Annotated in this window: 11 protein-coding genes; all 11 read left to right on the top strand. The window is 70.7% G+C overall.

The features are described 5' to 3' along the window. Positions 1–209: 209 nt before the first annotated feature. The 11 genes from ACFVKT_RS20265 (at position 210) to ACFVKT_RS20215 (ending at position 14,106) form a co-directional block, all read left to right on the top strand. Positions 210–641: a hypothetical protein gene (locus ACFVKT_RS20265; protein ID WP_385733349.1), complete on the top strand. Its 432-nt coding sequence runs from the start codon at positions 210–212 to the stop codon at positions 639–641. Between the two features lie 61 nt (positions 642–702). Next, positions 703–1,575 carry a TatD family hydrolase gene (locus ACFVKT_RS20260; RefSeq protein ID WP_385733347.1) on the top strand — a complete coding sequence of 291 codons (873 nt, stop codon included), beginning with the start codon at positions 703–705 and terminating at the stop codon, positions 1,573–1,575. A 140-nt stretch (positions 1,576–1,715) separates the two neighbouring features. Further along, positions 1,716–3,071 carry a ubiquitin-like domain-containing protein gene (locus ACFVKT_RS20255; protein ID WP_385733345.1) on the top strand — a complete coding sequence of 452 codons (1,356 nt, stop codon included), beginning with the start codon at positions 1,716–1,718 and terminating at the stop codon, positions 3,069–3,071. 164 nt (positions 3,072–3,235) lie between these two features. After that, entirely contained in the window at positions 3,236–4,189 is a 954-nt protein-coding gene (gene rsmA, locus ACFVKT_RS20250; protein WP_385733343.1) for a 16S rRNA (adenine(1518)-N(6)/adenine(1519)-N(6))-dimethyltransferase RsmA, read from the top strand. A gap of 8 nt (positions 4,190–4,197) precedes the next feature. After that, positions 4,198–5,097: a 4-(cytidine 5'-diphospho)-2-C-methyl-D-erythritol kinase gene (locus ACFVKT_RS20245; RefSeq protein WP_385734192.1), complete on the top strand. Its 900-nt coding sequence runs from the start codon at positions 4,198–4,200 to the stop codon at positions 5,095–5,097. A 254-nt stretch (positions 5,098–5,351) separates the two neighbouring features. Continuing rightward, positions 5,352–6,410: a peptidoglycan recognition family protein gene (locus tag ACFVKT_RS20240; RefSeq protein ID WP_385733342.1), complete on the top strand. Its 1,059-nt coding sequence runs from the start codon at positions 5,352–5,354 to the stop codon at positions 6,408–6,410. 69 nt (positions 6,411–6,479) lie between these two features. Beyond that, positions 6,480–8,288, top strand: a complete 1,809-nt coding sequence (locus ACFVKT_RS20235) for an ABC-F family ATP-binding cassette domain-containing protein (RefSeq protein ID WP_385733340.1) — start codon at positions 6,480–6,482, stop codon at positions 8,286–8,288. 317 nt (positions 8,289–8,605) lie between these two features. After that, positions 8,606–10,666 carry a PQQ-binding-like beta-propeller repeat protein gene (locus ACFVKT_RS20230; RefSeq protein WP_385733338.1) on the top strand — a complete coding sequence of 687 codons (2,061 nt, stop codon included), beginning with the start codon at positions 8,606–8,608 and terminating at the stop codon, positions 10,664–10,666. Positions 10,667–10,742: 76 nt separating this feature from the next. Continuing rightward, complete coding sequence (locus tag ACFVKT_RS20225; RefSeq protein WP_385733336.1) at positions 10,743–12,593, top strand: PQQ-binding-like beta-propeller repeat protein; 1,851 nt, start codon at positions 10,743–10,745, stop codon at positions 12,591–12,593. A 176-nt stretch (positions 12,594–12,769) separates the two neighbouring features. Continuing rightward, on the top strand, positions 12,770–13,474 hold the full coding sequence (locus ACFVKT_RS20220) for a LuxR C-terminal-related transcriptional regulator (protein ID WP_385733334.1): 705 nt from the start codon (positions 12,770–12,772) through the stop codon (positions 13,472–13,474). Between the two features lie 194 nt (positions 13,475–13,668). After that, a complete protein-coding gene (locus ACFVKT_RS20215) occupies positions 13,669–14,106 on the top strand; it encodes a glutaredoxin domain-containing protein (RefSeq protein WP_385733332.1) in 438 nt (145 codons plus the stop codon). Positions 14,107–14,108: the final 2 nt, after the last annotated feature.

The following is a 14,108-nucleotide window of genomic DNA, read 5'->3' as shown; positions in this document are numbered from 1 at the left end:
CTGCCCCATAAGCGGGCAAAGGGCTACCGTTGAAGGCAAAGCACAGGCCCCTCACCAGGAGCGTTGGGGCAAGGAAAGGCCAAGACGGCTCCAACACTCGACAGGTCTCGTGCACTCGCGCCGGGAGAAGCGTCCACTGAATGAAGGGACGCACCGTCCCTCCGCCTCCGCCAGCCGGAGGCGCTTGTCCAGCGGACAGAGGAGCTGGCATGAGTGAGATCGCAGGACAGACCGGTCCCCGCAGCGCAGCGGCCACCGCCGTCGTCAACGAGTCGTACTCCTTCGCCTGCATGCGCTGTGGGCACGGGTGGGAGCAGTCGTACGAGATCGAGCACCACCGCGACGCCGAAGGCGCCGAGTTCGTCATGTACGTCGCGGACGGCCGTGTCGTGCCGTCGCCGCTGAGCCGTCCCACCTGCCTGAACTGCGACAACCACGTGGTGCGCATCATGCGTGCCGGTCAGGTGTCCTCCGTGCAGGAGTCCCTCCACCGCCTGCAGCAGCGGACCGCCCAGCCGCGGCGCAAGTCCGAGGCGCCGCTCGACGAGGCACTCGGGGAGTCCCAGGACGCGCCCAAGGAACCGCACCACTGGCACCTCTCGGATCTGCTGCACCCCTTCGCACACCGCAAGGCCGGCTGACCCGGCGCCCCGGCAGAGAATCGGGGTGAGTGCGGGCATGCCCCTTTCGTAGGATCGGGGCATGCCTACCCGGACGACCGAAGCCCCGCCCCTCCCCGAGCCGCTGCGCGTGCCCGTGGCCGACTCGCACACCCACCTCGATATGCAGTCCGGCACGGTGGACGAGGGCCTCGCCAAGGCCGCGTCGGTCGGAGTGACGACCGTCGTACAGGTCGGCTGCGATGTGAAGGGTTCGCGCTGGGCGGCCGAGACGGCTGCCGCGTACGACGCCGTCCACGCGACGGTCGCGCTGCACCCGAACGAAGCGCCCCGCATCGTGCACGGCGACCCCGACGGCTGGTCCCGGCAGGGCGAGCGGGCGCCGGGCGGCGACGCCGCGCTGGACGAGGCGCTCGCCGAGATAGACCGGCTGGCTGCCCTGCCGCACGTCAAGGGCGTCGGCGAGACCGGGCTCGACCACTTCCGCACCGGCCCCGAGGGCAAGGACGCCCAGGAGCGGTCCTTCCGGGCCCACATCGAGATCGCGAAGCGACACGGCAAGGCCCTGGTCATCCACGACCGCGACGCCCACGCCGACGTGCTGCGCATCCTCCAGGAGGAGGGCGCCCCCGAGCGGACCGTGTTCCACTGCTACTCCGGTGACGCCGCGATGGCCGAGGTGTGCGCCCGCGCCGGCTACTTCATGTCCTTCGCCGGCAACATGACCTTCAAGAACGCCCGGCCGCTGCGTGAGGCGCTCGCCGTGGCGCCGCTGGAGCTCGTCCTGGTGGAGACCGACGCGCCCTTCCTGACCCCCGCGCCGTACCGCGGACGGCCTAACGCGCCGTATCTCATTCCGGTCACGGTGCGCGCGATGGCCGCGGTACGGGGCATCGACGAGGACGCGCTCGCGACCTCGATCTCCGCCAACACCGCCCGTGCGTTTGATTACTGACGGATAACACTTCCGGGGGTTCTTTCCGGTCGCACCTCAGGGCAGTGTCGCGACACAGCGTAGCCGCGTTGCTTTGGAGAGTGACGACCGCTCCGCTAGGTTCTGGTCGCCCGATCCGGACTCTCCTGGAGCGTGTCGTCGTGAGCAACTCGCAGTACGAGACGTACGGAACGACAGGAACCGCAGGAACCACAGGTACCGAAGGAACGCCGTACGGCCTTGGCGGCGGTTACGAGGACACGTACGCGCCCGCCTACGAGGCCTACGAGGCCTACGCGCCGGAGGCCGACCTTCCCACCGAGCCCCGGCTGCCCCGGCAGGCCGCCGCCGGGTCCGCCGCCCCGCGCCCCGGTGGCCGTGCAGAGGCCCGGCGCGCGGCCCGGCGCAAGGGCACCGGCGAACGCCCCGACTCCCTGCGGCGGCTGCTTCCCCAGGCACTGGTCGTCGCGTTCCTGGCCGGCGGCACCTCCGCCTTCGTCGCCAACGACAAGGCGATCGAGCTCACCGTCGACGGGAAGCCGCGCACGCTGCACACCTTCGCGGACGACGTGACCGAACTGCTCGCCGACGAGGGCGTCGACGTAGGGGCGCACGACGTGGTCGCGCCCGCCCCCGGCACGGCGCTCACGACCGGCGACGAGGTCGCCGTGCACTACGGCCGCCCTGTGCACCTCACCCTCGACGGGCAGCGGCGCAAGGTGTGGACGACGGCGCACACGGTGGACGGGGCGCTCCGGCAGCTCGGGGTGCGCGCGGAGGGGGCGTACGTGTCGACCTCGCGCTCCCAGCCGATCGGCCGCGCCGGGCTGACCCTCCACGTCCGCACCGAGCGCACCGTGACGATCATGGCGGACGGGCGGGCGCGGACGATCCGTACGAACGCGGCGAGCGTGCGCGAGGCCCTCGACGAGGCCGGGATCACCCTCCGCGGGCAGGACACCACCTCCGTCGCGCCCGGCAGTTTCCCCCGGGACGGGCAGACCGTCACCGTCATGCGGATCACCGGGACCAAGGAGGTCCGCGAGGAGTCGATTCCGTTCGCCGTGGAGCGGACCCAGGATTCCTCGCTGTTCCGGGGGACCGAGGTGGTGGAGCGGGCCGGGCAGCCCGGGGCCCGGCGGGTCACGTACCTCCTGCGGACCGTCAACGGGGTCAAGCAGAAGCCGCGGCGTGTCCGGTCCGAGGTGGTGCGGGAGCCGCGGGCGCAGCTGGTGAGGGTCGGTACGAAGCCGATGCCCACGTCCGTCGGCGGGGCCGATCATCTGAACTGGTCCGGGCTTGCGGCGTGTGAGTCCGGGGGGCGGCCCGGGGCGGTGGATCCCTCCGGTACGTACGGAGGGCTCTACCAGTTCGATACCCGGACGTGGCAGGGGCTCGGGGGTGCGGGGCGGCCGCAGGACGCGCCCGCGGCGGAGCAGACGTTCCGCGCGAAGAAGCTGTACGTGCGGCGGGGGGCCAGTCCTTGGCCGCATTGTGGGGCGCGGTTGGGTGGGTGAGGGGCGGCCCGCGGCGGAGCCGCTCAAAGGATGCAGTCGCCCCCTCCGCCCCTGCCCGTCCCTTGTTCCTGGGGGCTGCCGCCCCCAGACCCCCGCTTCGGCCTGAACGGCCTCGTCCTCAAACGCCGGACGGGCTGGAAATCTCCAGCCCGTACCCTGGGTCCGTGACCAGCCCCACCCCCGACGCCCTCCTGGGCCCCGCCGAGATCCGCGAACTCGCGGGAGCCCTCGGCGTGCGGCCCACCAAGCAGCGCGGCCAGAACTTCGTGATCGACGCGAACACGGTGCGCCGCATCGTCCGCACCGCCGGCGTCCGCCCCGACGACGTGGTCGTCGAGGTGGGCCCAGGGCTCGGCTCGCTGACCCTCGCGCTGCTGGAAGCAGCGGACAGGGTCATCGCCGTGGAGATCGACGACGTACTCGCCGGAGCGCTCCCCGCGACCATCGCGGCACGCATGCCGGACCGCGCAGGCCGCTTCTCCCTCGTGCACTCCGACGCGATGCAGGTACGGGAGCTCCCCGGCCCCGCCCCCACCGCGCTGGTGGCGAACCTGCCGTACAACGTCGCCGTCCCCGTGCTGCTGCACATGCTCGACACCTTCCCGAGCATCGAGCGCACGCTGGTGATGGTGCAGGCCGAGGTCGCCGACCGGCTCGCGGCCCCGCCCGGCTCGAAGGTGTACGGCGTCCCGTCGGTGAAGGCCAACTGGCACGCGGACGTGAAGCGGGCGGGTTCCATCGGGCGCAATGTGTTCTGGCCCGCACCGAACGTCGACAGCGGGCTGGTGTCGCTCACCAGGCGCGCCGAGCCCGTGAAGACCACGGCCACGAAGCGGGAGGTGTTCGCGGTGGTGGACGCGGCGTTCGCCCAGCGGCGCAAGACGCTGCGCGCTGCCCTCGCCGGGTGGGCGGGCTCCGCGGCCGCCGCCGAGACCGCGCTCGTCGCCGCCGGTGTCTCACCGCAGGCACGCGGCGAGTCGCTGACCGTCGAGGAGTTCGCCCGTATCGCCGAGAACCGTGTCGCCGAGAACCGTGTCGCCGAGAACCGTGCCGCGGAGAACGTCGACGGGAACGCCGCCGAGAACGCCGCCGAGAACAAGGAGTCCACGGCAAAGTGACCGTGCCCGTGCCCGTGACCGTACGCGTCCCCGCCAAGGTCAACGTCCAGCTCGCGGTGGGCGGCGCCCGCCCCGACGGCTTCCACGACCTGGCCAACGTCTTTCTCGCCGTCGGCCTGTACGACGAGGTCAAGGTGACTCCGGCGGACGAGCTGAGCATCACCTGCACCGGCCCCGACTCCGGCCAGGTTCCCCTCGACGCGACGAACCTGGCGGCCCGCGCGGCCGTCGAACTCGCCCGCCGGTACGGCATCGACCCCGCCGTGCACCTCCAGATCGCCAAGGACATCCCCGTCGCGGGCGGCATGGCGGGCGGCAGTGCCGACGGAGCGGGCGCCCTGCTCGCCTGCGACACCCTGTGGGGTACGAACGCCTCCCGCGAGGAACTCCTCGACATCTGCGCCCAGTTGGGCAGCGACGTGCCGTTCAGCCTGGTCGGCGGGGCGGCGCTCGGCCTCGGGCGGGGCGAGCGGCTGCGGGCGCTGGAGGTCGGCGGGACCTTCCACTGGGTGTTCGCGATGGCCGGGCGCGGGCTGTCCACCCCGGCGGTGTTCCGGGAGTTCGACCGGATGAACGAGGGCGTACGGATCCCCGAGCCCGTCGCCTCGCAGGAACTGCTCGACGCCCTCGCGAAGGGAGACGCCGCCGCCCTCGCGGCCACCGTCTCCAACGACCTTCAGCCCGCGGCCCTTTCCCTCTTCCCGGAGCTTGCCGACACCCTGGCCGCGGGCCGCGCCGCCGGCGCCCTCGCCGCCCTAGTCTCCGGTTCGGGCCCGACCACGGCGTTCCTCGCAGCCGACCCGGAGTCGGCCGCCGAGGTGGCCCGTGCGCTGTCCGCCTCCGGCACCTGCCGGACAGTGCGCACGGCGTCCGGGGCGGCGCCGGGCGCCACGGTCCTCGGACACTGACCGGGACTTCCTCGTCGCCCCGGGGAGGCACTGCCCGGCGCGTCTTTGCCCAGCCTGTACGGGGAGTTGACCTTGTCGCGGCCTGGGGCGCCGAAGATGGGGCGGGGGATGCCGGACAGTAGTGATCAACCTTCGAGCGCCTCGCTGAGTTTCGAGCGCCTCGCTGAATGACGATGGAAGGCACCCCAGTGTCAGCAACTCCCCCTTCCCCCACCCCTGCTCACCGCCGGAAGAGGTCCCTCTCCCGTCGTGGCGTGATCGGCGCCGCGGGTGGCGTGGCCGCTGCCGCCGCTCTGACGCCGGTCGTGTTCGCGGCGACCGAGTCCGACGAGCCGAGCGACGCACCTGCGGGTGACTCGGGTACGAAGGCCGAGAAGTTCCCGGCGACCCGGACCGAGGCGGCCACCGGTACGGGCGAGGCCACCGCCGGCTTCGCCATCTCCTACGTCGGCCTCCGCTGGGCCGGCGCCCAGGACGGCGCCGGGATCCGGTTCACGGACGATGCCGCGGCGCCTGGTGACTGGCAGACGCTGGGCGCGGGGTGCGCGACGGTCGAGGACGGCGGGACGGCGCTGGTGGCGGCGGGGGACGCCACCGCGTACCAGGTGAAGGCGCCGGACGGCGCGAGTGGTGTGCGCTCGCTGGCGATCGACACCACGGGCGGGGCCGACAAGACCTTCCAGGTGCCGTCGGAGACGACGCGGGTGCGTGGCGTCGGGTACCTCTCGCGGCCGGCCTGGGGCGCCGACGAGTCCAAGCGGTACAAGGACGGGAAGGTCAACTCCCCGGAGACGTACTACCCGTTGCAGACGATCACCGTCCACCACACCGACACCCCGAACGCCGACCCCGACCCGGCCGCGACCGTGCGGGCCATCTACGAGTACCACGCGGTCACCCTCGACTGGGGCGACATCGGCTACCACTTCCTCATCGACGAGGCGGGTGTCATCTACGAGGGCCGCTACTCCGGCGACGACGGCGTCCCGGCCTTCGACGCGGACGGCAAGCTCGTCACCGCCTTCCACACCTCCGGCTACAACTCCGGCAACCTCGGCATCGCCCTCATCGCCACCCTGACCGATCAGGCCCCCACGGACGCGGCCAAGGAGTCCCTGACCCGGCTGATCAAGGCGATCGCCCGCTTCAAGGGCCTGGACCCCCAGGCGAAGGTCACCTTCGTCAACCCCGTCAGCGGCGCCACCAAGGACGTGACCACGGTCAGTGGCCACCGCGACTGGCTCCAGACGGACTGCCCCGGACAGACGATGTACGACCTCCTCACCGAGGTACGCGCGGCAGCGTCACGCTGACCTGCGGGGATCGGCCACCGGCCGGCGCACATTAGGCTGGGAGGCTGAGTCCCCCTTGTCAGGAGAGAAATGGCCGTCAACCTGGTCAATGTCGAGTCCGTCAGCAAGGTGTACGGCACCCGTGCGCTGCTCGACGGGGTCTCCCTCGGCGTCAGCGAGGGAGACCGCATCGGCGTGGTCGGCCGCAACGGCGACGGGAAGACGACCCTCATCCGGATGCTCGCCAAGCTGGAGGAGGCCGACACCGGAAGGGTCACCCACTCCGGCGGGCTGACCCTCGGCGTCCTGACGCAGCACGACTCCCTCGACCCCGAGGCCACCGTCCGGCACGAGGTCATCCGGGACATGGCCGACCACGAGTGGGCGGGCAACGCCAAGATCAGAGACGTACTGACCGGCCTGTTCGGCGGTCTCGACCTGCCCGGCTTCCCGCAGGGACTCGACACCGTCATCGGCCCGCTCTCCGGTGGCGAGCGGCGCCGTATCGCGCTGGCCAAGCTGCTCATCGAGGACCAGGACCTGGTCATCCTCGACGAGCCCACCAACCACCTGGACGTGGAGGGCATCTCCTGGCTCGCCCGGCACCTGAGCCAGCGCCGCTCCGCCCTCGTCTGCGTCACCCACGACCGCTGGTTCCTCGACCAGGTCTGCACCCGCATGTGGGATGTGCAGAAGGGCGATGTGTACGAGTACGAGGGCGGCTACTCGGACTACGTCTTCGCGCGTGCCGAGCGTGAGCGGATCGCCGCCACGGAGGAAGTGAAGCGGCAGAACCTGGTGCGCAAGGAGCTTGCCTGGCTGCGGCGTGGCGCCCCCGCCCGTACGTCCAAGCCGCGCTTCCGCGTCGAGGCCGCCAACGAACTGATCGCGGACGTGCCGCCGCCGCGGGACAGCTCCGAGCTGATGAAGTTCGCCAGCTCCCGGCTCGGCAGGACCGTCTTCGACCTCAAGGACGTCACCGTCCAGGCCGGCCCCAAGGTGCTGCTCAAGCACCTGACCTGGCACCTCGGCCCAGGGGACCGGGTCGGGCTCGTCGGCGTGAACGGCGCGGGCAAGACCTCGCTCCTGAAGGCCATGGCCGAGGCCGCCCGCAGCGACGGCGAGAAGCAGCCCGTCGCCGGACAGATTGTCACCGGCAAGACCGTCAAGCTCGCCTACCTCTCCCAGGAGGTCGCCGAACTCGACCCCACCTGGCGGGTGTTGCAGGCCGTCCAGGCGGTACGCGACCGGGTCGACCTCGGCAAGGGGCGCGAGCTGACCGCGGGGCAGCTCTGCGAGACGTTCGGCTTCAACAAGGACAAGCAGTGGACGCCCGTCGGGGACCTCTCCGGTGGTGAGCGGCGGCGGCTTCAGATCCTGCGGCTGCTGATGGACGAGCCGAACGTCCTTTTCCTCGACGAACCCACCAACGACCTCGACATCGAGACCCTCACCCAGCTCGAGGACCTGCTCGACGGCTGGCCCGGGTCGATGATCGTGATCTCCCACGACCGGTTCTTCATCGAGCGGACCACGGACAACGTGTACGCGCTGCTCGGCGACGCCACACTGCGGATGCTGCCCCGCGGGATCGACGAGTACCTGGAGCGGCGCAAGAAGATGGAGGCGGTCGCGGCCGCCACCGTTCTCGCCTCCGCGCCGGCACCCACCGCCAAGGCCGCCTCGTCCGCGGACACCCGCGCCGCCAAGAAGGAACTCCAGAAGGTCGAGCGGCAGCTCGACAAGGTCTCCGAGAAGACGACCAAGCTGCACGCCCAAATCGCCGACAACGCCACGGACTTCGCGAAGGTCGCCGAACTCGACGCCGAGCTGCGGGAGTTGATCGTGGAACGCGATGAGCTGGAGCTGCGCTGGATGGAGTTGGCCGAGGACGCGTAACCGGAACGCGCCACCGCGACGCGTGACCGAAGCGCGCCACCGCGACGCGTGACCGGAACGCGCATCCGGGACGCCCAACCGGCTGTGCAAGCCGGGCGCGTGCGCCGTGCGCGCAGGGCGTGAAGGGCCCGTGAAGGCGCGTAACGACCCCATTACGGGCCGGTCCTCCCTTGGGAACAGGGGGAGCACCGGCCCGGTGTCAGGGGCCCTCACAGTGATAGAAAGAGCCGTCTGAGAAAAGTCTGAGAACCACCGGGTATGGCGGGAATCCAGCGCCGCCGGTGGGGCGCCGCATCAGTGAACAGGGGGACGCGCTGATGAGTCAGCCGCCGAATCAGCCGCCGCAGGACGGCTTCGGAGCATCGCAGGATCAGCCGGGGGCAGGTGGGTTCGGCCCGCCGCAGGACCAGCAGGGGGCAGGTGCGTTCGGCCCGCCGCAGGACCAGCCGGGAGCGGGCGGTTTCGGTCCGCCGCAGGACCAGTCGGGGGCTGGTGGGTTCGGGCCGCCGCAGGATCCGCGTGCGCAGGGCGGGTTCGGTGCGCCCCCAAGCACGCCCAGTAGTACGCCCCCAAGCACGTCTCCGGGCGCGCCTTCGGGTCCGCCTCCGAGCGCGCCTTCCAGTACGCCTTCTGGCGCGCCGCAAGGGGCACCGCAGGGCGCCCCGCCTCCGCCCGCGCAACCCCCGCACGCTCCCGCGCCCCCGCAGGCGCCGCCCACCGGAGTCCCGCAGCCGGGCTACGGATATCCCCAACAGCCCGCCCCCCACGGCCAACCGGGCCCGTACGGCCAGCCGCAGCAGCCGGGCCCGTACGGCCAAGGTCCCTACGGTCAGCCCGGCACTTACGGCCAGCAGCCCGGTCCCTATGGCCAGCAGCCCGGCTACGGCTATCCGCCGCAGGCGCAGTACCCGGGCGCACCGGGTATGCCGCCTCCCGGCGGTGGTTCCAAGAGTCCCTTCAAGGGCAGGCCCGCGGTGATCATCGGTGCCGCGGTGGCCGCGCTGCTCGTCATCGGCGGCACCGTGTTCGCCGTCAGCAGCGGCGGGGACGACGAGGGAAAGAAGCCGGTCGCGGAGAAGAGCGACGACGGCAAGACCACGGGCTCCGCGGCCCCGGTCAACCCGGGTGACGGCAGCGGCGACGGCGGTGAGGATCCGGAGAACCTCAACGAGGGCCGCCAGGCAGGTGAGTCGAAGGTGCTCTGGTACAAGGAGGCGCCCGACGCGCCCGGTTCCGGTGCCGACGCCCCCGGCCAGTGGATCACCGACAAGGCGGCGGTGAAGGCGGCGTACAAGCAGGTCTTCGCGTACAACGTCGGTGACGGGCAGCCTGCCTGGGACGCGCTCACGTTCCCGCAGAAGATCTGCGCGGTCACCCCGCAGAAGACGACCGCGGACAAGGTCGTCGTCGCCTACATGAACGGTGCGAGCGACAGCGCCAAGTGCAACCAGCTCCAGGAGATCGACCTCGCCACCGGTTCGAAGGGCTGGACCGCGGAGGTCGCAGACGGTGACCTCTTCGACAGCGCCCTGTCCATCGAACTCTCCCTCGTCGGTGACACCCTGATGGTCGGCCGTTCGATGTCGGGCACCGCGTACGACGCCGGCACCGGCAAGAAGCTCTGGGACAAGAAGAAGTACGGGCAGGCCTGTTACCCCGCCGCGTTCACGGGCGGCGCCAAACTGCTCACCGTCTCCTCCTGCGGCGCGAGCACCGACAACGAGCACGACGAGGTGCAGGAGCTGGACCCGGCGACCGGCAAGGTCAAGTGGACCAAGACGATCCCCAAGGGCTGGACGGTCGCGCGCACTTACTCCGTCGACCCCGTCGTCCTCTACCTCACCAACGAGGACAAGGACCAGTGGAACGTCTCCACGCTGAAGGCCGACGGCACGCTCCGCTCCCAGGTCGACGTCGACGAGTCCTTCGCGCCCGAGTGCGGCTGGGCCATCCTCGCCCGTGACCTTCAGGGCTGCACGGGCACGGCCGCCGACGCCGACACCCTCTACCTGCCGACCGAGGCGACGACCGGCGCCAACGAGATCGTCGCGATCAGCCTGGCGACCGGCAAGGAGAAGTGGCGCGTCAAGTCCCCGGCGGACGAGTCGATGCTGCCGCTGAAGATGGACGGCACGAATCTCATCGCCTACGTCCAGCCTTCGTACGACGCCGGCGGCCAGGTCGTGTCGATCCCGACGACCGGGAGCAGCCACCAGGCCACCAAGCTGCTGCAGAACCCGCAGGGCACCGCGGACATCGAGAGCGGCTTCTACTCGAAGGCGGTCGACTATGTGGACGGGCGCTTCTACATCTCCACCACCCGGCTGACGGGCACGGGTGACGAGCAGGAAAAGCTGATGCTGGCGTTCGGCGAGTGACCGGCCTCTCCTCTTCCGCTGCCGTCTCCTCCTCTCCCCTCTCCTCTCCCGTCCGGACAACCGAGGTACCCACGCCATGAGCCAGCCGCCGCCCCCGCCACCCCCGAACCAGCCCCCGCAGGGTGGTTTCGGCGCACCGCAGGACCCGCCCCCTGGTGGTTTCGGTGCTCCCCAGGACCCGCCCCCCGGTGGGTTCGGCGCTCCTCAGAGTCCGCCTCCGGGTGGGTTCGGTGTCCCGACGCCTCCGCCGCCCGCGCAGGGCCCCGGGTACGGCTATCCGCAGGCGGGTCCGCCCAGTCCGCCCAGTTCGCCCGTTCCTCCCACTCCGCCGCAGCAGCCGTACGGCTATCCGCAGACCCCGCCGCCGCCCCAGCCAGGCGGTCAGCAGCCGGGCTACGGATACCCCCAGCAGCAGCCTTCGTACGGATACCCGCAGCAGCAGCCCCCGTACGGCTACCCGCCGGCGCCCCAAGGCGGAGGCGGCGGGCGGAAGTTCAACAGCTCGGTGGTCATCATCGTGGCGGCCGTGGTGGCGGTCGCGCTGATCATCGGCGGCGGTGTCTGGTACGCGAAGTCCTCCGGCAGGGACGACAGCAAGAACAACTCCTCGGGTACGACGGGTGGCACCGGCGGCAAGGACGACAAGGGTGAGGACACCCCGGGCGGCGGCGACGGCAAGGAGAAGGTTCCGGCAGACCCGAGTGCCGAGGTCCTCTTCCAGGTGCCCGCGCCGGAGGTCAAGGACGACCAGATCGACAGCGTCGCCGGGTCCTGGCTCACCGACTCGGTGTACGCCAAGAGCGGTGTCAACGAGATCGTGGGCTACGACCCGGACACCGGCAGCAAGAAGTGGACGCTTCCGCTGTCCGGCCAGGCCTGTGCCGGCTCGCGGGAGGTCACCGAGGACGGCATCGCCGCGGTGGTCTCGGAGGAGACCGAGCGCAACAGCAAGGGTGATCACGAGCCTTGCACACAGGTCACCGCCTTCGACCTGAACACCGGCAAGCAGCTCTGGTCGAAGAGCGCCGAGAGCAGCGGCCGGAAGGTGGCGTTCGAGGAGGTCACCATCTCCGGCACCACCGTCGCGGTCGGCGGCGGCTACGACGGCGGAGCCGCCTTCGAGGTGAAGTCCGGCAAGGTGCTGTGGCAGCCGAAGGTCGACACCTGCGCGGACGTCGGCTACGCGGGCGGCGAACAGCTCGTCGCGGTCCGCAAGTGCGGTGACTACGGCAGCGAGACCTTCGAGGTCCAGCTTCTCGACCCGGCGTCGGGCAGCGTGAAGTGGACCTACAAGCTGCCCAAGGGCATCGACAACGCCAAGGTGATCTCCACCAAGCCCGTCGTCTTCGGCGTGGACTCCGCCGAGATCACCGTCACCGGTGCCACGGACGTCTTCTCGCTCGACGACAGCGGCAAGCTGCGCGTCAAGATCACGCTGGAGGACGGCAAGTACGCCCACGACTGCGGTGTCGGCGAGGTGTACGCCTGCAAGGCGATCGCGGTGGGCAACGACAAGCTCTACGTCCCGACCAAGCAGCACGACGGCACCGCCGAGTACACCCAGACCAACGAGATCGTCTCCTTCTCCCTGGCCACCGGCAAGACCACCGGCGACAGGATCGACGCGGGCGACGGCAACGAGATCTTCCCGATCCGCATGGACGGCGGCAACGTCCTCGCGTACCGGGACGGTTCGGTCGACAAGGGTCCGCAGGTCATCTCCGTGGACGGCACGTCGCTGAAGCAGACGACGCTGCTGGAGACCCCGGCCTCCGACAGCGTCCTGAGCGCCATCAGTTCCATGGTCCCCAAGAGCTCCGAGCTGCTGTTCACCAGCGGCCGTCTCTTCATGGGCAAGGACCTGATCAGCAAGCCGTACTCGGCGGACGAGAAGGAGTACACGGCTCTCGGGTTCGGGCCCGAGTAACTCTTAACCTCTCATCACTCCCGAATGCGATGATTTTCGATAATCCGGGGCACTTCTCTCCAGTAGGGGAAGCGCAACGTCGAACAAGCGTGTAGCTTCCGGTGGATGGAGAGCCGGGGGGCTCCTAATCCACGGGGAACCAGTGGGGATGCTTGGGGGAACTGGGGGGTTGCTCGATGGGAGTGCGGCTCATGGTGGTCGACGACCACCGTCTGCTCGCCGAGGCGTTGGCCTCGGCGTTGAAGCTGCGCGGGCACCGGGTGCTCGCCGCCGCGGCACCTGCCGCGGGGGCGGCGGAGCTGGTGATCACAAGGGCACCCGAGGTGTGCCTGATCGGTACGGCGACACCCGCCGAGCCGGGAATCTTCGATCCGGTGATCAAGATCAAGAAGGAGCGCCCGCAGGTGGCGGTCCTGGTCCTGGGCCCGGTCCCGAACCCGCGCGGCATCGCCGCCGCGTTCGCGGCCGGCGCCTCCGGATACGTACGTCATGACGAGCGCATCGAGGGCGTCGAGCGCGCGATCATGAAGGCGAGAGCGGGCGAGGCGGCCGTCGCCCCGCAGCTCCTCCAGGGCGCCTTCAGCGAACTGCTCAACCCGGCCGCCCAGCCCGACGACGAGGGCCAGCGGCTCCTCCAGATGCTGACACCGCGAGAGGTGGAGGTCCTGGTCCGCGTCGCGGACGGCGAGGACACGCGGCTCATCGCCGCCGGCATGGGAATCGCGCCGTCCACGGCACGGACCCATGTCCAGCGGGTGCTGATGAAGCTGGGAGTGGGCTCGCGGCTGGAGGCGGCGGCCTTGGCGGCCCGTACGGGGTTGCTGGACCGGGCGGGGCCGGTGACGCCGTCGTTCGCCGACATCCCGCACGATCCGCGCTAGCGGTGCCGTCCCCACGCCGGGGTCTGGCCGGGGCGGCGCGTCCCGCGCGCTCCCCGGTTCCCCGTCTCCATCCCCGGAGAACCTGGTCGCGGGGCGCGGACCGACATCGATGACCGCCATGGCTGCAGGTGGGATTCGCCGGTCGGGCGGCCTGGCTCGGGGAGCGTTTCGGCTCACCGGTAGCCTGCGCCATCATGATGCGTGCTTGGATCTTGCCGGTGCTGCTTGTGCTCTGCGGTTCTGCCTTTGCGACTGCGCAAGTCCTCAAGGGGAACCCCGTTGCAGCCGCAGCCCTCCTGCTGGTGCTCGTGGTGTTCGCAGGTATGGTCTCGCCCCTGATCTTCCCGAGGTCGATCAGTGCGCTGGAGGCACAGCGCCGTAGCGCGGTCGACGGCCGGCCGGTCGTCTTCTGGCGGTCGGGCTGCACGTACTGTCTGCGACTGCGCCTCCGGTTGGGCCGTAGCGCCCGCCAGTTGCATTGGGTCGACATCTGGCGCGACCCGGCTGGAGCGGCAGCCGTGCGGGCAGCCAACGATGGCAACGAGACCGTACCGACCGTCGTCGTGGCGGGCCGGCCACACGTCAACCCCGATCCCGCTTGGGTGCGCGAACAGCTTGCCCCTCCCGCGTGATC

This window comes from Streptomyces sp. NPDC127595 (genome assembly GCF_042671685.1).
Taxonomy (GTDB): Bacteria; Actinomycetota; Actinomycetes; order Streptomycetales; family Streptomycetaceae; genus Streptomyces.
This window is presented reverse-complemented; position numbering and strand designations above follow the sequence as displayed.

Excerpts from the sequence above, each read along its gene's own strand:
- ACFVKT_RS20265 (WP_385733349.1), top strand. The coding sequence starts at position 210 with ATGAGTGAGATCGCAGGACAGACCGGTCCCCGCAGCGCAGCGGCCACC.
- ACFVKT_RS20260 (WP_385733347.1), top strand. The coding sequence starts at position 703 with ATGCCTACCCGGACGACCGAAGCCCCGCCCCTCCCCGAGCCGCTGCGC.
- ACFVKT_RS20235 (WP_385733340.1), top strand. The coding sequence starts at position 6,480 with ATGGCCGTCAACCTGGTCAATGTCGAGTCCGTCAGCAAGGTGTACGGC.
- ACFVKT_RS20230 (WP_385733338.1), top strand. The coding sequence starts at position 8,606 with ATGAGTCAGCCGCCGAATCAGCCGCCGCAGGACGGCTTCGGAGCATCG.
- ACFVKT_RS20225 (WP_385733336.1), top strand. The coding sequence starts at position 10,743 with ATGAGCCAGCCGCCGCCCCCGCCACCCCCGAACCAGCCCCCGCAGGGT.
- ACFVKT_RS20220 (WP_385733334.1), top strand. The coding sequence starts at position 12,770 with ATGGGAGTGCGGCTCATGGTGGTCGACGACCACCGTCTGCTCGCCGAG.
- ACFVKT_RS20215 (WP_385733332.1), top strand. The coding sequence starts at position 13,669 with ATGATGCGTGCTTGGATCTTGCCGGTGCTGCTTGTGCTCTGCGGTTCT.